Origin of the sequence: Stenotrophomonas aracearum (assembly GCF_031834615.1) — a bacterium.
Lineage (GTDB): Bacteria > Pseudomonadota > Gammaproteobacteria > Xanthomonadales > Xanthomonadaceae > Stenotrophomonas > Stenotrophomonas aracearum.
In genome coordinates this window covers 608,650-633,254 of the sequence record NZ_CP115543.1, presented here as the reverse complement: position 1 = coordinate 633,254, position 24,605 = coordinate 608,650, and the positions used below count along the sequence as shown (strand labels likewise).

The window sequence follows — 24,605 nt, the reverse complement described above, 5'->3', positions numbered from 1 at the left end:
CTCCTTCCTCGCTTGGAAAGCAGTTACGACATTACTCCGCCGTCCGCTCCATGCAGCTTGACCAACGACGTGCGACGGCGGCTTCGAAAGCCGCGGCGCTCACCCGCTGACGTGCATTCATGGCCAACAACTCCAGCGGCAAAGTTTGATCGACAAGCTGAACTATGCAACGTGCCCAGTCCTGCGGCGTGTTGTCCACGAGGATACGGTCCTCCATTGCATCGTCTCGATACGCGGCTACGTTCGATGCGACCGTGACAAGCCCTAGCTGTGCGTAATCCAGGACTTTGATCGAGCTCTTGCATCGGTTGAACGTAGAGTCGAGAAGCGGCGCCATCCCAATATGGAACCCACGCAAACGTGAGTACCAGTGCACGAATGCAGGATATGATGCTCCAACGTGAGCCGGGGGACTCTCGACGCTGAGCCAAGGCCTGGGCCGGGACACGTTCGCGTTGACTCCTATCAGGGTCAACGAGAACTTGCCCTCCCGCTCTGACCACGCGACTTCCAGCGCCTGGTCCAAGAGGCGGAAATCCTCGTCATGTGTGCGTGTCCCCATGTACAGGAGACGAAGCTGGCCCACGCGAGTCGTCTCGGCAGCGACAGGTTCAGCGGCCTTCCAGAGCGCATCATCCAGTGCGTTAGGCATCCACTGCACGACGCCCCCTTCCGCTTCTATTGCGGATGCTAGCAGCGGCGTCGAGCACCACGTAACCTCAGCGAGTGAGATCGACCGACGAACAGCTGCGATGATCGTCGCGTATGCCTGACGTTCGGGGTGATCTTCCATGGCAAGCAGGTTATCGTCTAGGTCGTAGATGAGACGCGCCCCCCGCTGACCCGCGTCCGCGATCAACTCGAAGTGCTGGTCTTCGGTCACGGCGCCGCGGTTCCAGATTACGACATGCGGCGAGAATGCCTCCAACTCTTCCGGGATCAAGTATCGAACATCTGCAGGGAATTGCTCGGCAAACGTATGCAGCCGAATGCTCGCGCATGGCGACATGACGGAGCCGTATCGCTCCGGAATCACAGCCACTCGAGTCGCGTACCCAGCTCTCTGGCCAGGCTCCCGCAGTAGGCCCGACCGGCTCATACGAGCTCCCGGGAGTACACGCCGTCGAGCCAGGTCAACAGCGAGCGGACTACTTCGCTTGCGGGCGCATCATGGGCGAGCAACAACGAATTGGGCACGCCAACAAGGCGTTCAGTGAAGGCACCTAGCCGGTTAGCCGCGATCGGTCGTCCCGTTCGCAACGCGTGGGACAATGTGTACGAATAGGTTTCAGGCGCCTGCGAGATGAACAGGAAGGCATCCGGATTGTGGCGGGCAATCAGATCGTCCAACTCATCTTCCTCGTAGGCACCGCTCCAAGTGAATCCAAGATCTTTCATGCCGTCGGCCTGGGGATATCCAATGAGATGGATCTGCAGCGGATTCCCCAGTCTCCGCGATTCCTCGGCGATAGCTTTGAGCTGATTCAAGCCCTTGTGCGCTGCCATCACCCCCAACAGCAGCACGCGGTACGGCCTGATACCGGCGCCAAGCGTGACCGGGTTACTGCCAATGTCTTCTTCGTGATACTGGGCACGCACCGGCACGCCTGCGTAGCGCTGCATCCGCGCTGCGGCGTCCTTGCTGGGCGCAATGACCTCTTGCGCGCCGAGGAGCGCCCACTCGTGCTGCACCCGCCAGTTACGGATGTCCGAAGCGCCATTGGACGGGCGCTGTGCGATACAAGCATCGCAACCCGACGCATCTGGCTCACCGCAGTAGTTGCCTTCCGCGTCCGTCAGCATGATCTGGGGACAGATTGCATAGTTGTCATGCACATGAAAACTAAACGGAATTTTTGATAGCGAAATGGCACGGCGCACAGATGCACCGAAGCCAACCAAGTGGTGGATCTGCAAAGTGGTTGCACCCAAAACGTGCAGCAACGATGCAAGTTCATCAGGTGAGTGGTAGCGGAAGAGGAAGTCGAAGCCGTCGAACTCCGACAGACGACTCACCCGGACTTCGCCAGACCCACCCAGGTCTTCGATAGGCCGGATCACAACGACCTCATGGGTCTGTCCCATTGACATCGCCATGGCCTGCACGGCCCGCTCCGTCCCACCGCCCCACGAGTGGGTCAACAACACTACTGTTGGTCTGGCCCGTTCTTTCCAGACGGCCAGGGTCAACCTCATCCTAGCAGCGAAGCCGGGATCCATTGAACAGAAGCGCGCCACCTGAGCGCCGTAGTCAGGGTAGCGCTCATCTATGACACGCTGCGCAATGACCTTGCCCGGCTTGCTGTCGTCCGCGAAGCTGACCTCACCCACGTGCTCCACGAAGACATCCATCGCGAGCCGGTGACGGAAGCCGAGTTTTGCAGAGCGCATGCAGAAGTCGTTCTCTTCACCATAGCCCTTGCCGAAGGCCTCTGCGTCAAAGAGCCCAGCAATTTCAAGTGCCGAGCGCGAGATCAGCATGCAGAAACCGACACCAGTGGGAATTTCCACGGATACGCCTGCGTTGGTGGCACGCGCCAACGCATCCAAGGTGCCGGCATTGACACCATCAGGCAGTGGATTGGCACCCAGCTTGGGGTAGCTGCAGATCGTCGCATTATTGGATAGCGCCGTGATCGACCCCACGGTTGGGCTCATATGCGCAACCATACGATCAACCCAGTCGGCGCTGACGATGGTGTCACTATTGAGCAAGAGCGCGCCCAAGCTGTCACCATGCTCCATGGCATGCGCCATGCCGGCGTTGACAGTACGTACGAATCCGAGGTTCTCTACGTTCTCAACCAGATGGACCGATGGATTGGCCTCTGCCACCTCACGCAGGTATGCAGTGACCTCCGGCTCAGGCGAGCGATCGTTATAGATGTGGAGACGGGTTGCCACCCGGTTCTTCGAACGCAACACCGACTCGACGCAGTTGCGGGTGACCATCAAGTCCCGATAGACCGGCAGGACGATGTCAACCACTCCAGACGGAAGCGGCAGCACTTCTGAGTTTCGCTTGGCTACGAGGTCGTTCAGAGCGAGCGGACGCTTGCCGAGCTCCCGTCCGTCCTGGCGACCGATCGCCAAGTAGTGCGCGAGGGCATTCATCCCCGTGGCAGCCACGTCCGGATTTGCATCTAGGTACTGGCGTGAATTGAACTCTGGGCCTGGACTCCGACCCTCGGCCGCACCGTACAGCACAAAGTGCGAGAAAGCATTCCCATCACCAATATCCGGGTGCGCCTCGCGGTACCACTCAGGCTCAAAGTATGGATTGGGAAGTCGCCCCTCCGAGAGCCCGTCGTAGAGGAAGTGCACCAGGGGATTGGCACCGCTCGCGCGCACATCTGGATACTCGTCCAGATACCAATCCTGGTCAAACAGAGGATGCGGGCCTGCAGTCTCCCGATAGTCAGCAAGATAACGCCCAAGCTGCGGCCGGATGGCTGCCATGCCAGTCGCAGTCTTGGCGCCCGCTCGCGAATAACGAGTGTCGAACCAAGGACTTGGGGAGAGGCCGATCCAATCACCGATGAGGACATACTGGGTAAGTGCATCGAGTGGGCTTGCACGCAGCCCGAATCGACCACAGTACCAGGCGGGATCGAACAGCGGGCTGGGAGAGCGCCCCTCAGCGTTACCAAAGGATATGAAGTGGCTAGGGCCTTCCGAGAAAGCAGAGCGCCGACCCAGGGCGTGTCGCGCATACCAGTGCCAGTCGCACACTCCGGCGCGGCGCACCAGGTACAACTTCAGCCGGCTGGGAACAGGACGGAACCAGTTGATGGAAAGGACTTTCGCCGCGACCCTTTTGAGACCACGCTTAAGGCCACTATTGCCGTTGAACATACTCTTACCTTTGTGTCCTTACTGATCAACGCCCGGAGAGGCGGCGCCACCACGGGCGCATCAGGTGGTTCAACTTGCGGTCCTGCTCTTCCAGACGTGGAATCACGGATTCGATAACGCTTGCAACCGATGCTTCACGCTCGGTGTGCATAGCCTCATTCAGAAGCCCTCGCGACCCCTCCAAACCGTCAAGCACGCGACGTTCAAGTAGCGACAACGCCTGCGCGAGAGCCGGGAGCTGTGATTCTACCGCGGCATAACGTTCATTTGTTTCCTCGGCGTTCCTCTCCAGGAGCCCGCGGAGCCTGGCTTCTTCCAGGCTCGAACGTGCCATCTGTTCACGCGCTTCCTCGCCACTCTTGTCCAGAAGCGCGCGCAGCTGCGCTTCCTCGGCGTTGAGACGCGCGATCTGCTCGTGAGAATCCTCGATATTCTTGTCCAGCGCCGCGCGGAGCCTTGCTTCTTCCTGGTTCAATCTGCCGATTTCATTGTGCGCGGCCACCAGGCCACCGTTCACTCGCTCGATCTCCTCGACATTCTTGATGTTGCGGCCGAGTGAATCGAACAGCTGGTTGATTGCTGCAAACTCACCGCGAGCGGCGGCACCGGCCAAATGGAGAAGCTTCTCCGGCTGCTGTTCGCCTACGAGCAGCACTCCCAACCCATGCGTGTGCGTGAACTCAAAGGATGGGAACTGCTTGGATATCTCGCTCCAGTACTGCCAAACACCAAACCCGCGCTCTCGCACGCAACTGTCGTGGAAGATCACCACCGCGCGTGGCGAGAGCTTGGCGCGCCAGCTCTCGAAGTCCTCTCGGACTGCCTCATAGGTATGCAGACCGTCGACATGGAGCAGGTCCACAGAACCGTCCGCAAAGTATTCCAGCGCTTGGTCGAAGCGCATTCGCATCATCTCGGAGATGCCTGCGTAATGCCGTTGCTGGTAGTCGCGCAGCTCAGCGTAGATCTCATTTCCATAGAACCCGGCATGCTCGTCACCTTCCCAAGTGTCGATGGCGAAAACCCGAGCACTCAGCTGCTGCGCTTCGACGGCTTGGCAGAGCGCGAGGAAAGACGCGCCATTATGTGTTCCGAGTTCAACGATCAGCTCGGGGCGCTGGACCTCAAGCAGCCAACTTGCGAACGGAATATGCCCAAGCCAAGCGCTGTGCGGCAGCTTACGGGGCATCATCAACATGGCAGGCGAAAACGAAAAATCGATCATCGAAGTCTCCCTTACGGAATTGTCGCAAAAGCGTTCGGGCCAGCTTGAGCGGCCATGATGAATGCGTCGATATCATTGGCACAGAGCAACGATTCAAATTGCCTGATGCTATCTACCGGCCAGTTCCACCATGCGATATCCAGCAACCGGGCGATCTGTTCCTCGCTGAATCGAAGACGCAGCACACGAGCTGGGTTTCCGGCAACTATCGAATAGGGCGGCACATCTTTGCTTACCACCGCGCCGGCACCGATGCACGCCCCATCACCGACGGTCACGCCGGACAACACCATTGCCCCATGCCCAATCCAGACGTCATTGCCAATCCGCGTAGGGCCTTTGCTGTGAGGGTGGCCGTCCTGACCTGCACCAGGCGAATTGAAGGCAATTCGCAATGGATGAGTCGTAACCCAATCAACGCGATGCTCGCCACCGCCAAAAATCAGCACGTCCTCAGCAAATGAGCAAAACGCGCCAATTTCGACGCGCTCGCCTTCACTCCACAGTCGAAAGCCGGCACCCCCATACGTGAATCGGCCGATGCTGATCCGGGGATCGTCGCTCGTCAGTGGCGGAATAAAGCCGTGGTTCACTCCCCACCCCCTATCCGACGCATGCTTACCTCTTCAAAGGGTATTCCCACCAGTCCGTAGCGCAGCTTTGGCGACGCCACCTTGATCAACACTGCGTCGTGCAACCAGGCATGCTGAGTGTTAGCAAAGGGGTCACCTTCAGCGATGGACACCGTCATGGAATAGTCGCCATTGGGAAGCATCGGCAGAGTGAATCGGAAGCTGGCCTCCAGCCTGGTTCCAGCCTCCACTTCCATCGGCGGCTGGATATAGGTGTAGGTGTGCTCACCAAAGAGCGACTGGCCAAGCCGATCCTTGACGAAGAAACCAATCAAGGGACTGGATAGCGCCACGTGAGCTGTCGCACGCACGCGGAGCAGCACCTCCTCGCCACCCGCGAAGGACGTAAGCACCTCACCTTCTGGGTTGCCGAGCTCGACGGAATCTATTGCAGCGCTACCCGAGTGCCAGCCCGCCGAGTTGGCCACGTTGTCAAACATTTCAAGACGTGTATCTGCTTCGACACGCGCCTTTGGCTTGATGACCGCGCCCTCTTCGCGCGCTGCCTGACGCGACTTGAGCTTCACAGCGTCGCCGTAGACTTCCTGGGAACAGTATTCAATGTAAGCGTTGCAGGCATCCTCGGCAGAGGCATGCATGACCATATCGCCGCGATTCAGCCACACGGCACTCTTGCAAAAGTTCAGGACCGAACCAGTATCGTGACTGACGAAAAGCAGGGTTCCGTTCTCACGGAACTTGCGAAGAAATCGCATGCACTTCTGCACGAATATTGCGTCACCCACCGCGAGCGCCTCATCGATGATGAGGATATCTGCATCGACATGCGCGATGACTGCGAACGCAAGTCGCACATACATGCCGCTGGAGTAGGTCTTTACCGGCCGTTCGACGAAGTCGCCGATATCCGCGAAGGCAACGATGTCATCGAATCGCGCGTCAATCTGGTCCCGAGTCAGGCCAAGAATCGAAGCGCTCAAATAAACGTTCTCGCGCCCGCTGAACTCCGGATTGAATCCCGCACCGAGCTCAAGCAGTGCGGCTACACGGCCGTTGACTTCCACCGACCCTGAAGTAGCTTGCAGGGTCCCGCATATGATTTGAAGTAAGGTGGATTTTCCAGATCCGTTGCGCCCGATAATACCTACGGTATCGCCACGACGGACTTCGAAGTCGACGCCCTTCAGCGCCCAGAATTCCTGAAAGTAGTTACGAGGCTCCAAGCCCGCAGCGCGGAGCACGCGCGGCATGACGGCCTGCTTCAATCGCAGGTGGGGCTGCTCGTAGATCTGGAAGCACTTGGTTACGCCGGTTACCCGGATAGCTACATCGCGTGAGGTTTCAGAGGACATCGGCAAAGCCCCTACGCATCTTCTGGAATGTAGCAAAGCCAAGCCACGCCACAAGAAGTGCGCCTATGGAGTACTTACCCAAGTCAACGAAATTTGGCTGAACGCCCCAGAGGAGTACGGCTCGCGACTGTTCGATGATGAGGGTAAGCGGATTGAGATAGATGTACGAGCGCAACGATTCGGGCAATGCCTGTACCGGATAAAGCACGGGGGCCATGAACAGCATTACGGTCGTGAGAATTCCAGTGACCTGACCGATATCCCGCAGATAGACGCCCAGCGATGCAAGCAGCCAGGATACGCCCATGGTGCCCAGCACGAGCGGCAGAATGACCACCGGCAACCACAACGCAGTCAGAGGTATGGAGCCGCGCAGAAGCAACTGTGCGATCAGCAGGACGACCAGCGAGACGGCAGAATGGAAGATGGTTGCTCCCATGGCTACCCAAGGCAGTGTTTCAAGCGGAAAAATTACCCGCTTGACGTAGCTTGAATTGTTCAGGATCAGCCCCGGCGCTCGGTTGACGCACTCTGCGAAGACCCCATGCACGATGATTCCTACGAACAGGATCACGGCAAAGTCGCCATGACTACTGGTTTCCTGGCCCCATCGAGCCTTGAACACCACCGAGAATACGAATGTGTAGACGGCAAGCATCAAAAGAGGGTTGAAGAAGGACCACGCCAGTCCCAGTACCGACCCCCGGTAACGGCTGATCACCTCGCGTTTGGTAAGTTCCCATATAAGAAGTCGATTTGCAGACAGGCTGCGGACCATCGCTGTCGGTGAGCTTCCAAATTCGGCTTGAATTGTGCTCATCAGGCGTAGTCCCCCAATGCCTTTTCAAGATCCACCTGCAGATCCCCCAGCTCCTCCACCCCCACGCTCAACCGCACCAGCGCATCACTGATGCCCAGCTGCTCGCGGCGTTCCACCGGAATGGACGCATGCGTCATCACCGCAGGATGGTTCACCAGGCTCTCCACCCCGCCCAGCGACTCAGCCAGGGTGAACAACTCAGTCTTCTCACAGAACCGCTTCGCCGCTTCGAACCCGCCCTTCAGCACGATTGAGACGATGCCGCCGTAGCCATTCATCTGGCGCGTGGCCAGCTCATGCTGCGGGTGGCTCGGCAGGCCGGGGTAGATCACCTTCTCAACCGCCGGATGCTTCTCCAGCCACTGGGCCAGGGCCAGCGCGTTGGCGCAGTGGGCCTTCATGCGCAGCGGCAGGGTCTTCAGGCCACGCAGGGCCAGGAAGCTGTCGAACGGGCCCTGCACGCCACCAATGGAGTTCTGCAGGAAGGCCATCTGCTCGGCCAGCTCGGCGTTGTCGCCGACCACAACCATGCCACCGACCATGTCCGAGTGGCCATTGAGGTACTTGGTGGCCGAGTGCAGCACCAGGTCCGCACCCAGCTCCAGCGGACGCTGCAGCATCGGCGAAGCGAAGGTGTTGTCCACCACCACGATCAGGCCATGGCGCTTGGCGATGGCAGCGACCGCGGCGATGTCCACGATCTTCAGCATCGGGTTGGTCGGGGTTTCGATCCAGACCATCTTCGTCTGCGGGGTGATCGCCGCTTCGAACGCCGCCAGGTCGGTCAGGTCGACGAAGCCGAACTGCAGGCCGGCGGTGCGCTTGCGCACGCGTTCGAACAGGCGGAAGGTGCCGCCATAGATGTCGTCCATCGCCACCACGTGGCTGCCGGCGTCCAGCAGCTCCATCACGGTGGAGGTGGCGGCCATGCCGGAGGCGAACGCGTAACCGCGGGTGCCGCCTTCCAGCGAGGCCACGCAGCGCTCGTAGGCGAAGCGGGTGGGGTTGTGCGTACGCGAGTACTCGAAGCCCTGGTGTTCGCCCGGGCTGGACTGGGCGTAGGTGGAGGTCGCGTAGATCGGCGGCATCACCGCGCCGGTGCTCGGGTCGGGCGACTGCCCACCGTGGATGGCCAGGGTGGCCAGAGCAAGCGAGCGGGTGCTGTGCCCGGAGGATGCAGGGTCGGACATTGTGGTTCCCAGGGATTGAAAGCCCCTATGGGGCCTCCACTAAAAGGAGCGAAAGTCTATCAGCGCAAGCTTAATCGATCGTTGACTGTGATAAACGCGCTTTGTGCTTGGATAATCGGCTATCAGGCCGTTATTGCACCCGACGACGCAGATAATTCAGCAGGTCGATCCGGGTAATCAGGCCCAGGAAGGTGGCGCCATCCATGATGATGGCCACCTGCCCCCTGTCGAACACCGGCAGCAGGGCCTCGATCGGCGACTTCACGTCCAGCCGGTCCAGCTTGCTGACCATGGCGGTGGCGACCTTGTCGCGGAAGCGCGATTCGTCGCCATACACATGCAGCAGGACGTCGCTTTCATCCACGATGCCGACCAGCTGGTCGCCGTCCATTACCGGCAGCTGCGAGACGTCGTACAGCTTCATGCGCTGGTAAGCGGTGGTCAGCAGGTCGTTCGGGCCGATCACCACGGTGTCGCGCTGGCCGTACGGGCGCAGGATCAGGTCGCGCAGGTCGCCGGTCTGCGGGCGCTCCAGGAAGCCGTTGTCCAGCATCCAGTAGTCGTTGTACATCTTGGACAGGTACTTGTTACCGGTGTCGGGCACCAGCACCAGCACCTTCTTCGGGGTGGTCTGCTCTTTGCAGTACTTCAGCGCGGCCGCCAGCAGGGTGCCGGTGGAGGAACCGCCGAGCACGCCTTCCTTGCCCAGCAGCTCGCGCGCGGTGTGGAAGCTTTCGGCGTCGGTGATGGCGTAGGCCTTGGTGACCCGGGTGAAGTCGGCAATCGACGGCAGGAAGTCCTCGCCAATGCCTTCGACGAGCCAGCTGCCCGACTTGTCGTTCAGATTGCCCTCGTTGATGTACTCGGCCAGGATCGAGCCAACCGGGTCGGCCAGGACCAGCTCGGTCTTCGGCGAGAGCTTGGCGAAGGCGCGGGAGAGGCCGGTCATGGTGCCGGAGCTGCCGCAGCCGAACACGATGGCGTCCAGGTCGCCGTCCATCTGCGCCAGGATCTCCGGGCCGGTGCCGAACTCGTGCGCGTCCGGGTTGTCCGGGTTGCCGAACTGGTTGATGAAGTACGCGCCGGGGGTTTCCTCGGCCACGCGCTGGGCCATGTCCTGGTAGTACTCGGGGTGGCCCTTGGCCACGTCCGAACGGGTCAGGCGCACTTCGGCGCCCATCGCCTTGAGGTTGAAGATCTTCTCGCGGCTCATCTTGTCCGGCACCACCAGGATGAGCTTATAGCCCTTCTGCTGGGCGACCAGGGCCAGGCCGAGGCCGGTATTGCCGGCGGTGCCTTCCACCAGTGTCGCGCCCGGCTTGAGATCGCCGCGCTTTTCAGCGGCCTCGATCATGGACAGGCCGATGCGGTCCTTGATGGAGCCTCCGGGATTGGCGCTTTCGAGCTTCAGGTACAGCTCGCAGACACCGGTATCCAGGCGCTGGGCCTTGACGATCGGGGTCTTGCCAATGAGTTCGAGCACGGAGGAGTGGATTGCCATCGGGTCACATCGATTCGCGCCGCAGGGCGGCCGGACCTCCGATTATCCGATAGAAGGTAAGGACACGCCATGCGTGTTTGTTCACCCCCAAAAGAGCGACGCGGACGGTGCCCGTCGACGAGGAGACGGACACCGCCCGCGGCGGTTGGGTGTCAGGTGCCGGCCGTGGGCCGGCCGGTCACCTGCTGGCGCCGACCCGGGGTCGGCGCGGGGAAACATCAATGCACAGGGGAGGAAGACTCGTACATTCGAAGCAGTTGTTGCTTGGCCAGCAGCTTCTCACGCTTCATCTGTCCCAGGGTGACATCGTCGACCCCAAGTACGCCCAACGAGGCATCCATACACTTCTTGTTCAACTTTCGATGCTGGTCGTAGAGCTTCTTGAACTGCGGGTCCGCACTGAGGCGGGCGTCGATTTCACTCTGGGGCTGATCTTCAAACATGATGAACCTCCTATCGCGTCTACAGCACAAACAAGAACGCCCCGGCCGGTGAGGCACGGGGCGTGTCTTCGGGAGGAGCACCGGCGTCAACCGCGACCGCAGGCGAACCCATGCGCCCAGCCCGGCCATTCCGGACTGCAGACTGCTCTGGTTCGTGCCCTCGGTACATCGGCCCGGCCCTCCAATCGTCCGGGTCGCGGAAGGCCACCCGGACAATCGACCCTACGCCTGCCCAAGGGCAGGTTCAAGGGTTTCGTTTGAAATCGCTGGCGGTGCCCAGTCGGGGTTCAGGCTGAACACGCGGATCAACGAAAAAGTAACGAAAACAACGGGTTGAAACCGTCAGGGGGCGATGATGACCTCGGCCGAGCGGGCCTTGGTTGCCGCGGCCTTCTTGCCCGCCACCTGGAAGCGGCTGGCGCTGACGCCGGCCCCGACCAGTGCGTCGCGCAGGGCTTCGGCGCGCTGCTGCCCTACCCCGGCGGCAGCGTCGTAGGCCTCGATCCGGACCCGGCCCTTCTTGCCGATGTTCAGGTACTCGGCCAGTGCCTGGGCCTGGCCCTTGGCCCCCCCGGACAGTGCGCCCTTGCCGCTTGCGAAGGCGTCGCCCGGGAAGGTGAAGACTTCGCCGCGGCTGTCGAACTTGGAGCCCGGCAGCTTGTTGCCCGAGACCAGCTCGGCTTCCTCGCGGGCCAGCTTGGCGGCGTTCTGCTGCGCGGCACTGAGGCGGGCGGTCTGCTTGCCGGCCACGCTGGTCAGCGCGGTTTCGGCGTCCTGGCGGGCCAGCGCTTCGGATTCGGCGGCCAGGCGCAGGCGTTCGGACTCCTCGGCCTGGATCTGGGCCTGCACGCGCAGGCGTTCGCTTTCCTGGCGGGCGCGCTGGGCGTCGCGGCGGCTGGCTTCGATCAGCAGGTCGCTGCGGGTGCGCTCGAGCTGGGCCAGTTCGCGCTTGGCCAGGGCGGCACGCACGCTGGTTTCGGCGATGTCGACCCGGCGATCGGCCAGGTAGCGGGCCTGGTCGAGGTCACGGCGCTTGGCATTGGCCAGGGTGGCGATGGCCTGCTGGGCCTGCAGGCGCTCGAAGGCGGCCAGCTCGTTGGTGTCCGGGTTGGCCTGGATCGCCATCAGGCGCTGGGTCAGCTGGGCCACGGCCGGGTCTTCGGCGGCGAAGGCCAGCGGCGACAGGGCCAGGCCGGCGGCGAGCAGCAGGGGCGAAAGGCGCAGGGCAGTCTTCATCGGCGGCCCTCCCCGTCGGCGAGCTGGCGTTCGAGCTGGGTGACCTCGTTGCGGCGCAGCTGCAGCTGGGCGGTGGCGGTGGCTTCTTCGCTGCGGGCGCGGGCCAGGTCGGCGTCGGCGGTGGCACGCACGGCCATGGCCGGGGCGTTCTTGCGCTCGCGGCGGTCGCTGGCGGCGGCCTGGGCCTGCTCCAGGCCCTGGCGGGCCATGGCGATCAGGTCCGGGGCGTACTGGTCGGCGTCGGCCTGGGTGGCCTTGTCCACGGCCTGCCGGGCCTGCATCAGTTCCAGGGCGCCTTCCTGCGCCTGGGCGGCACCAGAGAGCGCGAATGCGCACGCCATCACATACAGAGTACGTCGTAATTGTGCGAAGCTAGGATTCATTGGGGGTGCCGTTCGCCTGAAGTAGGTGCGCGGCCATTGTCGGAAGCCTGCGGCGTGCCTGCAAGGGCACGCGGCTGATTGTTGGGGAAACATTTCGCATGGATATCGGCTATTTCCTGAAGCTGATGACCGAAAAGAACGCTTCGGACATGTTCTTGACCACCGGAGCGCCGGTGTACATCAAGATCGAAGGCAAGCTGTACCCGCTGGGGAACACCGGGTTGCCGCCGGGCATGGTCAAGAAGATCGCCTATTCGCTGATGGACGAGGGCCAGGTGCCGCAGTTCGAGCGCGACCTGGAGCTCAACATGGCCATCGCCCTGCCCGACGCGGGGCGCTTCCGCGTCAACGTGTTCAAGCAGCGCGGTGAGGTGGGCATGGTGATCCGTGCCATCCGCAGCAAGATCCCGAGCATTGAAGAGCTCAACCTGCCGCAGGTCCTGAAGGACGTCATCATGACCCCGCGCGGGCTGGTGCTGGTGGTGGGTTCGACCGGTTCGGGCAAGTCGACCTCGCTGGCGTCGATGATCGACCACCGCAACAGCACCACGACCGGGCACATCCTCACCATCGAGGACCCGATCGAGTACCTGCACAAGCACAAGATGTCGATCGTCAACCAGCGCGAGGTGGGGCTGGACACGCACGCCTTCCACAACGCGCTGAAGAACGCGATGCGTGAAGCACCGGACGTGATCCTGATCGGCGAAATCCTGGATGCCGAGACCATGGAGGCGGCCATTGCGTTCGCCGAGACCGGTCACCTGTGCCTGGCCACGCTGCATTCCAACAACGCCGACCAGACCATCGAGCGCATCCTCAACTTCTTCCCCGAGAGCGCGCACCGCAACGTGCTGATGAACCTCTCGCTGAACCTGCGCGCGGTGATTTCCCAGCGCCTGGTCAAGGGCCAGGACGGGCGCCGCCTGCCGGCGACGGAAGTGTTGATCAACACGCCGATGATCCGCGACCTGCTGCGCCGCGGCCAGGTGCACGAGATCAAGGCGGCGATGGAAGCCTCGCTGGAAGAAGGCATGGAAAGCTTCGACCAGTGCCTGTTCCGGATGGCCAAGAACGGCATCATCGAGCAGGAAGAGGCGCTGCGCGCAGCCGATTCACGCGATGGCCTGGCGTTGAAGTTCCGCCTGTCCGAAGGCGGCGCGGAGCATGATCCGTACGCGGATTATTCGGCGGCCACGCCGGCGGCGATCACGCACGGGTTCTAAGTTGCAGCAAGCGTAGTGCCGGCCGCTGGCCGGCTCCTCGCACACGTTTGGACCGCCTGGCGCCGGCCGGCGGCCGGCACTACGCGGACAGGCGAACCGTTATGTTGCGGCGTCGGCTTGGTTTTCAGGCCGCGCGGCGTCAAAGGCTTCCAGCGCCAGGCACGCCTCTTCGATCCGCACCAGCGTCGGATACGAAGTCAGGTCCACGTTGAACCGCCGCGCGTTGAACAGCTGCGGCACCAGGCAGCAGTCGGCCAGGGTCGGGGTGTCGCCGTGGCAGAAGCGCCCGGTTTCCACCGACTCGACCAGCATGCGCTCCATCGCGTCGAACCCCACCTGCATCCAGTGTTTGGTCCAGTCGTCGCGCTCGGGCTGCGGCACGTTCCAGGTGTCGCTGAAGAACTGCATCACCCGCAGGTTGTTGAGCGGGTGGATGTCGCACGCCACCAGCTGGGCCAGCGCGCGCACCCGGGCCCGGCCCAGTGCGTCGTCCGGCAGCAGTGACGGGTCCGGGAACACCTCGTCGAGATACTCCAGGATCGCCATCGACTGCCGCACCACGCAGTCGCCATGTACCAGGGTCGGCACCAGTTCCTGCGGGTTGAGCGCGGCATAGCCCTCGCTGTGCTGCTGGCCACCGTCGCGAACCAGGTGTACCGGCGTGATCTGGTGCGCCAAGCCCTTCAGGTTCAGGCCGATGCGCACGCGGTAGGCCGCGCTGGAGCGCCAGTAGCTGAACAGCTCGATGCGGTCGGCGGGGATGTTCAGGGCCGTGTCGCCTGTTCGATGCGCTGCTCGATGGCACCGAAGATGCTCTCGCCGGCGGCGTCGAACATCTCGATGCGGACCACGTCGCCGAACGACATGAAGGGGGTGCTCGGCTTGCCGTCGCGCAGGGTTTCCACGGTGCGCTGCTCGGCGAAGCAGGAGGCGCCCTTGCTGGTGTCTTCGTTGGCGATGGTGCCCGAGCCGACGATGGCGCCGGCGCCCAGCGGGCGGGTCTTGGCCGCATGCGCGACCAGCTGGGCGAAGTTGAACTGCATGTCCACGCCGGCTTCCGGCGCGCCGAACCAGGCGCCGTTGACGTGGGTCACCAGCGGCAGGTGGACCTTGCTGTCCTGCCAGGCCTCGCCCAGTTCGTCGGGGGTGACGAACACCGGCGACAGCGCCGAACGCGGCTTGGACTGCAGGAAGCCGAAGCCCTTGGCCAGTTCGCCCGGGATCAGGTTGCGCAGCGAGACGTCATTGACCAGGCCGACCAGCTGGATGTGCCCGGCCGCCTGTTCGGGGGTGACCGCCATCGGCACGTCGTCGGTGATGACCACCAGCTCGGCTTCCAGGTCGATGCCGTACTCCTCGCTGACGACCTTCACCGCGTCGCGCGGGCCGTAGAAGCCGGCGCTGGTGGCCTGGTACATCAGCGGGTCGGTGTAGAAGCTCTCCGGGACCTCGGCGCCACGGGCGCGGCGGACGCGCTCCACGTGCGGCAGGTAGGCGCTGCCGTCGACGAATTCATAGGAACGCGGCAGCGGCGCGGCCAGCGCCTGCAGGTCGATGTCGAACACGCCGTCGGCACTGCCGTCGTTGAGCGACTCGTACAGGGCGTTCAGGCGCGGCGCCAGGTGGCTCCAGTCTTCCAGCGCCTGCTGCAGGGTGGCGGCGATCCCGGTGGCGCGCACGCCCTGGCGCAGGTCGCGCGAAACCACGATCAGGGTGCCGTCGCGGCCGCCTTCCTTCAAAGAACCAAGCTTCATGGGTGGGTATCCGGGAATCGCAGAAATAAGGTTTCGAGTGTAACCAAATGCGCGGTGGTGCCAAGACGCATTGCGTCAAATGACGATAAACCATCCGGATGAAGCGGGGCGTGGTCGCCCAACCTGAACGGGGCATTTGGTATGGCCGTCCCAGTTCCTTTACAATTGGTGGGTCTGCAGCGGCCGTCCGTTTCCCTTCGGGATCGCCGGCGATCCGGATCCTTGATCCCTCGCCCGCCCCCACTCCGACGCCATTCGTCATGCATTCCAGTCTGCGCACCGCGCCGGCTGAACACAATTCTCGCAGCGCGGTTCACGGGAACGCTCCGAGTAAGCCGATCAACTCGATCTGCCTTGCGCTTGGCCATTCGGCCTGGCGTTACTTTGTCTTTGGAGCTTCCACCCGATGTCTTTTGAAAACCTGGGCCTTGCCCCGTTCCTGCTGCGCGCGTTGTCCGAGCAGGGCTATGAAAACCCGACCCCGATCCAGGAGCAGGCGATCCCGCTGGCCCTGGAAGGGCGCGACCTGCTGGCCGGCGCACAGACCGGTACCGGCAAGACCGCTGCCTTCGGCCTGCCGCTGCTGCAGCACCTGGGCACCAATCCGCAGGCCGTGAACGGCCCGCGCAAGCCGCGTGCGCTGGTGCTGGCCCCGACCCGCGAGCTGGCCACCCAGGTGCATGACAGCCTGCGCAGCTACAGCAAGTACCTGCGCATTCCGAGCGCCTGCATCTACGGCGGCGTCGGCATGGGCAACCAGTTCGACGTGCTGCGGCGTGGCGTGGACCTGCTGGTGGCCTGCCCGGGCCGCCTGATCGACCACCTGGAGCGTCGCAGCGTCGACCTCTCCGGCATCGAGATCCTGGTGCTGGACGAAGCCGACCGCATGCTGGACATGGGCTTCCTGCCGTCGATCAAGAAGATCCTGGCCAAGCTGCCGCGCCAGAACCGCCAGACCCTGCTGTTCTCGGCGACCTTCGAAGAGAGCATCAAGCAGCTGGCACTGGAATTCATGCGCGACCCGGCGCAGATCCAGGTGACTCCGAAGAACACCGTGGCCGAGACCATCACCCACCGCGTGCACCCGGTCGATGGCGCGCGCAAGCGCGAGCTGCTGCTGCACCTGCTGGCGCAGGACAGCCGCGAGCAGACCCTGGTGTTCGGCCGTACCAAGCACGGCTGCGACAAGCTGGCGATGTTCCTGGACAAGGCCGGCATCAAGACCGCCGCGATCCACGGCAACAAGAGCCAGGGCCAGCGCCTGCGTGCGCTGGGCGACTTCAAGGCCGGCCGCGTGACCGTGCTGGTGGCCACCGACATCGCCGCGCGCGGTATCGACATCAACGAGCTGCCGAAGGTCATCAACTACGACCTGCCGATGGTGCCGGAAGACTACGTGCACCGTATCGGCCGTACCGGCCGCAATGGTTCGACCGGCCAGGCGATTTCGCTGGTGGCGCAGGACGAAGCCAAGCTGCTGCGCCAGATCGTGCGCCTGCTCGACAAGGACATGGACATCCGCGACGTGCCGGGCTTCGAGCCGCAGACCCCGATCCGCTGGGGCAACAGCGCGCCGGGCAAGGCCGAAGTGCCGGGTGGCGATCGTTCGCCGCGCAAGCACGCGCGTCGTCCGCACGGTGAAGCGCCGCGTCATGCGCATGCCGGCGCGAAGAGCGGCGGTGGGCAGCGTGACGGTGCCGGTCGCGGTGCAAGCCGTGGCGCCGGTAACGGTGCGCCGCGTGGCGGTGCGCCGTCGGGCCAGCGCCGTGGCGGCGGCGGGCGTGGTCCGGGCGGTGGTGGTCATCGCGCTGGTTGATCCTTGCCGGTAGCGAACATGAAAAAAGGGCGACGCATTGCGTCGCCCTTTTTCGTAGTGCCGGCCGCTGGCCGGATCCGCACGATGCCGGCAGTACGAGGAGCCGGCCGGCGGCCGGCACTACGCGTTACCAATTAAACGCTACGGTGATGCGCGCATTCCGACCCGGCTCGCTGTAACGCCCGATACCTTCATCGTTGACGTATCCGTACAGGGTATTGCTGCCCTGGTACACGCCGCGCACGCGCTGCCACAGGTAATACTCGCGGTTGGTCAGGTTGTAGATGCCCGCGCTGATCTTCCACTGCTCGCTGATGTTCCAGCTGCCGAACAGGTCCAGCACGGTGTAGCCGTCGGCCTTGTCCAGCCACGCCGGGGTGCTGACCGTGCCGTTGGCGGCGGTGTTGTAGGCATCATCGGCATGTTTGGCCGCTGCGTGGGTCACAGCCGCGGTCACGTTCCACACCGCCGACGGCGCATAGCGCACGCCCAGCACCGCGCTGGCCGGCACGATGCTTTCCAGCGGGTCGCCGTTCTGCTTTTTGCCTTCGCTGTACGAGGCCGCCAACCGCGCGGACCACGCATCGTTGAACTGCACGCGCCCTTCCATCTCCACGCCCTTCACCGTCACCTGCCCTGCGTTGGCCGGCATGGTGTAGGCGCGCTCGTACAGGATCGGACCGCGCGCGGTGGTGCGGAAGCCGCCGGGGATCTGCTGGGTGAGCGTGCTGTACTCGATGAAGTTGTCGTAGCGGTCGCGGAATACCGAGAGGCCGAACTGCGCAGTGTCAGTGCTCCAGCGGTAGCCAAGCTCGACGTTCAGGCTCTTCTCCGAGGACAGGTCCGGGTTGGACACGGTGTCGTTGAACACCAGCGGCTGGCCGGTCTGCGCGTTGATCAGGGTGGTGGTGCTGGTCGGCGAATACATGTCGGCCACCGAGGGGGCACGGAAGCCACGGCCGACCTGCGCCCACAGCGAGTGCGCGGGCAGGAAGCGGAACTCGGCGCCGACCTGCCAGCTGGGCGACGCGAACGAGACATCGCGCACGGTGCCGGTGCGGTCGACGAAGGTGCTGTCCACCTGCGGCGAGTAGTCGTAGCGGTCGTAACGCGCCCCGGCGCTGAGGGTCAGGCGCTCGTCGAACAGGCGCACGCTGTCGCGCAGGTACACGTTCCAGTTGTCCACGTCGGTCTTGGGCACCTGGCGCGGGTCCACGTCCACCGAGGCAACATCGCCGGCGGCGTTCCAGCGCGTGTCCACCGCGGTGAAGTCCACGTCGCGCTGCTGCCACGCCATGCCGTACACCAGGTCGTGCTGCGCGCCGCCGGTGCTGAAGGCCTTGGTGAAGTCCAATGCGGCGCGGTCCAGGGTCTGCTCGGTGGAGCGGTTCTCGCTGCGCAGGCACGGGATCGCGCCGCCCGGGCAGCCACTGCCGGCGGTGATGGTGGTGATGCCCCGGCTCTCGGTGACCTGGCGGTCCAGCTGCGCTTCGAGGGTATCGAACACGGCGTTTTCGGCCAGCCACTGGTAGTGCGCGCCGTACCGGTCGCGGTCATTGGTGTCGTGGCCCTGGCGGGTCAGGTAGCCGGGGGCGTACACGCGCGAGAGGTTGTCCACGTCGTTGGTGGCACGGCCGCGTTCGTACATGAAACCGAGGGTATGGGCTTCGTTCAACTGCAGGTCGAGCTTGCCGAGCAGGTTGTCGCGGGTGCTGTCGACCGGGTCGGGGGTGCGGCGGCCAACGCCGGTGCGGTCATTGGTGGTGTCGTAGTACGACGCCATCTCATGGCCTTCGCGGCGGGTGTAGACCAGCATCGATTCGACGATGCCGGTGCGGTTGGCGAAGGTCAGCGTGCCCATGGTTTCGTCGTTGGCACCGGAGTAGCCCGCCTTGAAGCCGATGTGGGTGTCGTTGCCTGCCGGGTTGAGATAGTCGGCCGGGTCCTTGGTGGTGAACACCACCGCGCCGCCGAGCGCACCGCTGCCGGCGCTGATCGAGTCGGCGCCCTTCACCACCGCCAAACTCTTGAGCGTGTCGATGTCCACGTCGCCGCGGCCGCCGCGGAAGAATTCGTAGGAGCGCGCGGTTTCCACCGACTCGCCCAGGCTCAGGCCGTCCACCGTGATGGCGACGCGGTCGCTTTCCAGGCCGCGGATGTTGAAGCCGTTGTCGCCGAAGCGGCCCATGTCGACGATGCTGACACCGGGGATGTAGCGGATCGCTTCTTCCATGGTGTTCGCCATCTCGGCGTCGAGGTCGGCGGCGGTGAGGACGGTGACATTCTGGTTGGCGGACTTGGCACGCTGGGCGCGTTCGGCTTCAACGCGCACGGTGTCGAGGGTGCTGGCGTCGGCCGGGGCCTCGGCGTGGGCAGGGGCGGCCAGGCACGCGGCTACCGCCAGCGTGAGCAGGGAGAGGGACAGCTTCATTTGGGAAAACTCCGCAGGAAAGAAGGGAAAGGCGGTGTTGGCCGTTCCTGGCTGCGGCGGTTTCGGAACCGTGCGGGGCTTGGAGGCAGGAGATACGTGTGCTGAGTCTGGTAGCGCCGGCCGTTGGCCGGCCCAAGCGGTGCGTGGAGCCGGCCAGCGGCCGGCACTACCGGGTCTACGGTTGCGATGAGCAATGCCTGGGCCGGCCAACGGCCGGCGCTACCGGTGTGGCGACAGGCGATGTGATGTAGTGCCGGCCGCTGGCCGGCTCCGCGCACCGCCGGCAACGGTCAGCGGTTGCCGTTGGCGGAATGCGCGCCGGCCTTCGGCTCTGGATCGCGCGCATCCACCACGCCGTCACCGTTGCTGTCGGCACGGGTGAACATGCGCTTGCCCGAGGCCTGGTACTCGGCGAAGGTCATGCTTCCGTCCTTGTCGGTGTCCAGTGCGGCGAAACGCACACGGGCCTGGCGCTCGGCGTCGGCGCGCACGCGGGTGCGCTGCTGGTCGAGGCGACCTTCGAATTCGGTGGTGTATTCGGCCAGGCTCAGCGACCCGTTGCGGTCGGCATCGGTGGCGGTGAAGGTGGCCGCGCGCGCCGTGTCGAACTCGGCACGGTCGACCACGCCGTCCTTGTTGGCGTCGTACAGCTCAAGCATGCCGTTGGCGGTGTGCGAGGTGGGCATCTTCAGCGGGTCGCGCGTGGTGGCGGCAGCGCTTTCACTCGTGGCGTCCTGCGATTTCTGGTACCCGGCCCAGGTGCGTTCACCGGCTGCGTCGTACTCGGCGCGGCTGATTGCGCCGTCCTTGTCGCGGTCCAGTGCCTTGAAGCGGGTGTCGGTCTGCTTCAGGTGGCCGGCGCGCGCGGTGGCCAGGCGCACGTCGAAGCGCTGCAGGTACTCGTCGACGTACTCCTGCTCGTCCACGCTGCCGTTGCTGTTGCTGTCGGTGGCGGCGTAGCGCGCCTTGCGGAAGGTTTCGAACTGCGCCCAGCTGACGCTGTCGCTGCCTTCGGTGGCGAACTGGCCCAGGAACGCGGCAGCCGTCGGCGAGGCGGTCGTCGGCGTGGGCGCGGTGGTGGTCTGGGTCTGCGCGTGCGCAGCCGAGGCCAACACCCCGGCCAGCAGGGCCGCGGTGAGCAAGGTGGTCTTCATGGTGGTCCCCCTGGAACGTAGGTGGTTACGGTTCGAGCACGCGGAAGGAAAGCGTGTAGTTGTTGCCGTACATCGGCGCAGCCGCGCCGGCAGGCGCCGGGCCACGGTAGCGGATCAGGGTCAGGTAGCTGCCGGCCTGGGCCAGCGCGAAACGCGCCTTGCCCTGGGCGTCGGTGGTCAGCGTTTCCGGTGCGGGCTGCCGTGCGCCGTCGCCGAGTGCGCGATGGATCTCCACCTTCTGGTTCGGCAGCGGCTTGCCGTCGTACTGCACGATGAAGTCGAAGTGCTCACCGCGATAGAGATCGCTCGGATGGGTGACCGGTACCAGTTCCAGGCCGGTGCCATACGGCTTGAGCGCAGCGGTGGTCGGGCCGCCGGCGGTGAGGTACACCTCCGACCGCGACAGGCTCTGGTAGTGGCTGGTGAGGGTGGCGCCGGCGGGCAGCGGCACGGCCGGGTCGCGGCTGGAGCCGGGCTTGCCGTTGAGGTCCCAGGTGCGGAACACCGCGCCGAGGCGGTTGCCCGTGCTGAAGCGGTAGGTGCCGGTCTGGCCGGGCAGCGTGGTTTCGATGACGGCGCGGGTTTTCAGGCGCTGCACGGTGTCCGGGCCGCGGGTGGTGCCGTCGGGGAGGGTGACCACGAACTCGCTGTTGTCGAAGACGACTTCGGGCACGAAGAAGGTTTCGGCGAACGAAGCGTCCAGGGTCACTACGCTGTCCGGGCGGACCTCGAAGCTGGCCGGGGCCAGGTACGGCGTATGGGCGGCGGCGGGCAACGCCAGCGCAGCCAGCAGGAAGGCGACAACAGGTCGGAAAGACATGGCGGATGCTCGCAGCGCCGGCGGGAGGGCCGGCGGGCGACATCGTATGCGTATTGCGAATGATTCGCAATACGGAATTTTCACATTGGGTGTGATCGGCGGTTTGGTCCGGTTTCGGACGGGTTCCGTGGGACACGCATGGCGTGTCGCTACGCACCCTGAACCACCCTATCCCGCGTAGAGACACGCCACGCGTGTCCCACGGAACCTCACACCAGGCGTCGCCCCATCACCCCCGCGGCTTGGTCGGGTTCAACAGGTTGCCGAAGAACACCGCGTTCAACAGCAGACGCTCGGTGCCATGCCAGTACTTGCGGTGCGCCGGGTCGTCGGCGAACAACACCACGTTGCCCTGCCCCTGCGGCGAGACCAGCAGCCAAGCGGCACCGGCCACGCGGGTGCGGTTGCTCTCCGAGAGATAGCCGTTCACCCGCGGTGCCTCATCGATCCGCACCACCGTTGAAAAGGCATTGCGGCTCGGCTTGAAACTGATCCCGTTTTCCTTGTTCACCGCCAGCTGGTTGCGCGGCAACCCGAAGCCCACCGGGTGGCTGGTATCCACGTCGGCACTGAGGATGTTGCCACTGACCCGCTCGATCGCGGCGATGTCGCGCTGGTCGCCGAACGCACGGCGGGCGCTGTCGGGCTCCTTCTCTTCGGCACCCAGCACTTCATCGCTGAGCTTCTGCTCGATGGCCCACTTGGACGCGCTGCCATAGGTGACCAGCGAACCGCCTGCGTTGATCCAGCGCTTGAGCGCGGCCACCGCAGCGGCATCCACGCCGCCGTAGGTGCCACCGGAAAGCACGATGGTGGTGTACCGGTCCAGGTTGACCTTGCCCAGCTGCGCCGGATCCAGCTTGCTGGCCGGCAACTGCACCTGCTGGTCGAGCAGGAACCAGGCCGAGCCGATCTCGGTGGCGCTCACGCCCTCGCCCATCACCAGCGCCACCGCCGGCTTGCGCAGCGCCTTGACGCTGTCGCTGCCCAGGTCGATGCCGCTGCGGCTTTGCCCGCTGGCCAGCGCGTGTACCTGTACGCCGCTGCTGCGCGCCACTTCGTCCACCACTGCCAGCAATGCATCACCGGCCAGCGTCTGCCCCGCCACGGGAATCACCACGCTGCCGCGCGCGAAGGCCTGCTCGCCACCTGCGGTGGCGGCGGTGAACGGCTGGAACGCGGCGCGGGTCACCACGCCCTTGGCCTGCAGCGCGTACAGCGCGCGGCTGGCGTTGTAGTCGCGCCAATCGAACACGTAGGCATAGCCCGCCTGGCCACCGCTTACGCCACCGCGTTCGGCCGGCAGTGCATTGATGCGTTCGCCGGCATCCACGCGGCTGCGGCTGCCGGCGAACGCCAGTCCGTAGGCCGGTGCAATGGCATACGAGGTGCTGCCGTAGAACACGTCGCCCTTGATCGGCGGGGTTTCGGCGAAGATCGAATGGACGAGGCGGAACTGCGGCTGCGCGGTGGGCACCACGTACGCACTGCCCGGTTCGAAGCGCTGGCCATCGACGGTGACTGATGCGGTCAATGCCTGCACGGTGATCCGGTGCAGCAGCAGCAGGTCGAGCAGGCGCCGGGTCAGGCCCGGATCGTTGGCATCGCCAAACACGAACGCCTTCACCGGCTGCTGGTTGGCCTGCTTCAACGCGGACTGGAAGAACTCCTTCTGCAGCTTCAGCAGCCCATCGCGTTCGGTGACCGCACCGCGCACGGTGCCCAGCCCGGTCGCCACCTGGTTGCGTATGGTGAACGGGAAGGTCAGCAGGCCGTTGACCGATTCCTGCACGCGGCCGCGCGAGCTGGCCTGTTCCACGGTTACACCGACCGCGCCGTGGAAGTCCGGATAGGTCGAGCCATACACCGGCGAGAAGTTGTCGAAGTTTTCCCCGGTGTAGTACAGCGAACCCAGGGCATCCAGCGACTGCGCGTGATACTTCGCCAGGGTCTTGTTCCACTCATACGACGAGGCCGGCAACAGCGGGCTGTGCATGCTCGCCGGCGACGGTTCGAAGTAGTAGGTGCTGTCCTTGCCCATCTCGTGGAAGTCGATCTGGACGTTGGGGTACCACTGGTGGAAGTACGCGATCTTCGGACGCGTGTCCTGCTGGGTCAGCGCCAGCCAGTCGCGGTTGAGGTCGGTGAAGTAGTGGTTGGTGCGTCCCTGCGGGAACGGCTCCACGTGCTCCTTGTCGGCCGGATCGGACGAGGCCGGCGAGGACGCATAGGCGTTGTGCCAGCTCGCCGCGCGGTCGCGCCCGTCCGGGTTCTGCGCCGGGTCGAACAGCACGACCGCGCGGTCCAGCCACTGCGCGGTTTCGGCGCTGCGGCTGGCCACCAGGTAGTAGGCGGTGAGCAGCGCGGCTTCACCGCTGGAGGTCTCGTTGCCGTGCACGCTGTAGCCCAGCCACACCACCACCGGGCTGTTGCCCGCCGCCGACAGCGGCTGCGCCGGGTCGGCCAAGGTCACGTGCTGGCGGCGCAGGGTCTCCAGCTGCTGCTGGTTCTGCGCCGAGGTCACCGTGGCGATCAGCAGCGGCCGCCCTTCGTAGCTGCTGCCGATGCGCTCGACCTTGATCTTGTCCGAGTGTTTGGCCAGCTCGTCGAAGTAGGCCACCAGCTGGTCATGCCGCGTGTAACGGCTGCCGATCTCATAGCCCAGGAACTGCTGCGGGGTGGGAATGGCCGGATCGAAATCGCCGGCCTTCGGGAAGAAATAGGCGCTTTGCGCGAACGCCGGCGCCGCCAGCAACCACAACGAACCCAGCAGCCAGGCGATGGGACGCGACACACCACGGTACAA

19 protein-coding genes are annotated in these 24,605 nt (G+C 64.2%); 2 read left to right on the top strand and 17 right to left on the bottom strand.

The annotated features are described in order from the left end of the window. Positions 1 to 31: 31 nt before the first annotated feature. The 11 genes from PDM28_RS02860 to PDM28_RS02810 all read right to left on the bottom strand — a co-directional run bounded on the left by PDM28_RS02860 (position 32) and on the right by PDM28_RS02810 (position 12,598). Positions 32 to 883, bottom strand: coding sequence for a glycosyltransferase family protein (locus PDM28_RS02860; RefSeq protein WP_311183760.1), 852 nt, complete (start codon positions 881 to 883; stop codon positions 32 to 34). Between the two features lie 212 nt (positions 884 to 1,095). Next, the gene (locus PDM28_RS02855; RefSeq protein ID WP_311183759.1) at positions 1,096 to 3,855 is read right to left on the bottom strand and encodes a glycosyltransferase; all 2,760 of its coding nucleotides are present in this window, start codon (positions 3,853 to 3,855) and stop codon (positions 1,096 to 1,098) included. Positions 3,856 to 3,880: 25 nt separating this feature from the next. Then, entirely contained in the window at positions 3,881 to 5,080 is a 1,200-nt protein-coding gene (locus PDM28_RS02850; RefSeq protein ID WP_311183758.1) for a class I SAM-dependent methyltransferase, read from the bottom strand. 11 nt (positions 5,081 to 5,091) lie between these two features. Then, positions 5,092 to 5,673, bottom strand: coding sequence for a CatB-related O-acetyltransferase (locus PDM28_RS02845; protein WP_311183757.1), 582 nt, complete (start codon positions 5,671 to 5,673; stop codon positions 5,092 to 5,094). Beyond that, entirely contained in the window at positions 5,670 to 7,025 is a 1,356-nt protein-coding gene (locus PDM28_RS02840) for an ABC transporter ATP-binding protein (RefSeq protein ID WP_311183756.1), read from the bottom strand. The genes PDM28_RS02845 and PDM28_RS02840 overlap by 4 nt, the downstream gene beginning before the upstream one ends. Continuing rightward, a complete protein-coding gene (locus PDM28_RS02835; RefSeq protein ID WP_311183755.1) occupies positions 7,015 to 7,845 on the bottom strand; it encodes an ABC transporter permease in 831 nt (276 codons plus the stop codon). The genes PDM28_RS02840 and PDM28_RS02835 overlap by 11 nt, the downstream gene beginning before the upstream one ends. Continuing rightward, the gene (locus tag PDM28_RS02830) at positions 7,845 to 9,035 is read right to left on the bottom strand and encodes a cystathionine gamma-synthase (RefSeq protein WP_311183754.1); all 1,191 of its coding nucleotides are present in this window, start codon (positions 9,033 to 9,035) and stop codon (positions 7,845 to 7,847) included. The genes PDM28_RS02835 and PDM28_RS02830 overlap by 1 nt, the downstream gene beginning before the upstream one ends. A gap of 130 nt (positions 9,036 to 9,165) precedes the next feature. Beyond that, complete coding sequence (locus PDM28_RS02825) at positions 9,166 to 10,536, bottom strand: pyridoxal-phosphate dependent enzyme (protein WP_311183753.1); 1,371 nt, start codon at positions 10,534 to 10,536, stop codon at positions 9,166 to 9,168. 218 nt (positions 10,537 to 10,754) lie between these two features. Further along, positions 10,755 to 10,979: an HP1242/YdcH family protein gene (locus PDM28_RS02820; protein ID WP_070207049.1), complete on the bottom strand. Its 225-nt coding sequence runs from the start codon at positions 10,977 to 10,979 to the stop codon at positions 10,755 to 10,757. Positions 10,980 to 11,321: 342 nt separating this feature from the next. Further along, a complete protein-coding gene (locus PDM28_RS02815; protein ID WP_311183752.1) occupies positions 11,322 to 12,215 on the bottom strand; it encodes an OmpA family protein in 894 nt (297 codons plus the stop codon). Then, positions 12,212 to 12,598 carry a DUF4398 domain-containing protein gene (locus PDM28_RS02810; RefSeq protein ID WP_311183751.1) on the bottom strand — a complete coding sequence of 129 codons (387 nt, stop codon included), beginning with the start codon at positions 12,596 to 12,598 and terminating at the stop codon, positions 12,212 to 12,214. Before PDM28_RS02810 ends, PDM28_RS02815 begins: the two co-directional genes overlap by 4 nt. A 98-nt stretch (positions 12,599 to 12,696) precedes the next feature. On the opposite strand from PDM28_RS02810, the gene PDM28_RS02805 reads away from it, so the two are divergent. Next, on the top strand, positions 12,697 to 13,824 hold the full coding sequence (locus tag PDM28_RS02805) for a PilT/PilU family type 4a pilus ATPase (protein WP_102946514.1): 1,128 nt from the start codon (positions 12,697 to 12,699) through the stop codon (positions 13,822 to 13,824). A gap of 99 nt (positions 13,825 to 13,923) precedes the next feature. Here the strand turns inward: PDM28_RS02805 and maiA are convergent, their stop codons facing one another. Both maiA and PDM28_RS02795 read right to left on the bottom strand, forming a co-directional pair. Next, positions 13,924 to 14,592, bottom strand: coding sequence for a maleylacetoacetate isomerase (maiA, locus tag PDM28_RS02800; protein WP_311184630.1), 669 nt, complete (start codon positions 14,590 to 14,592; stop codon positions 13,924 to 13,926). Continuing rightward, complete coding sequence (locus PDM28_RS02795; protein ID WP_311183750.1) at positions 14,589 to 15,578, bottom strand: fumarylacetoacetate hydrolase family protein; 990 nt, start codon at positions 15,576 to 15,578, stop codon at positions 14,589 to 14,591. The genes maiA and PDM28_RS02795 overlap by 4 nt, the downstream gene beginning before the upstream one ends. 406 nt (positions 15,579 to 15,984) lie before the next feature. On the opposite strand from PDM28_RS02795, the gene PDM28_RS02790 reads away from it, so the two are divergent. Further along, a complete protein-coding gene (locus PDM28_RS02790; protein ID WP_102946517.1) occupies positions 15,985 to 17,394 on the top strand; it encodes a DEAD/DEAH box helicase in 1,410 nt (469 codons plus the stop codon). A gap of 127 nt (positions 17,395 to 17,521) precedes the next feature. Here PDM28_RS02790 and PDM28_RS02785 read toward each other — a convergent pair whose 3' ends face one another. From PDM28_RS02785 to PDM28_RS02770, 4 genes are all read right to left on the bottom strand, one after another. Then, positions 17,522 to 19,825: a TonB-dependent hemoglobin/transferrin/lactoferrin family receptor gene (locus tag PDM28_RS02785; RefSeq protein WP_311183749.1), complete on the bottom strand. Its 2,304-nt coding sequence runs from the start codon at positions 19,823 to 19,825 to the stop codon at positions 17,522 to 17,524. 290 nt (positions 19,826 to 20,115) lie between these two features. Beyond that, on the bottom strand, positions 20,116 to 20,979 hold the full coding sequence (locus PDM28_RS02780) for an EF-hand domain-containing protein (RefSeq protein ID WP_311183748.1): 864 nt from the start codon (positions 20,977 to 20,979) through the stop codon (positions 20,116 to 20,118). 25 nt (positions 20,980 to 21,004) lie between these two features. Then, positions 21,005 to 21,799, bottom strand: a complete 795-nt coding sequence (locus tag PDM28_RS02775; RefSeq protein ID WP_311183747.1) for a DUF4198 domain-containing protein — start codon at positions 21,797 to 21,799, stop codon at positions 21,005 to 21,007. 229 nt (positions 21,800 to 22,028) lie between these two features. Further along, entirely contained in the window at positions 22,029 to 24,593 is a 2,565-nt protein-coding gene (locus PDM28_RS02770) for a M14 family zinc carboxypeptidase (protein ID WP_311183746.1), read from the bottom strand. Positions 24,594 to 24,605: the final 12 nt, after the last annotated feature.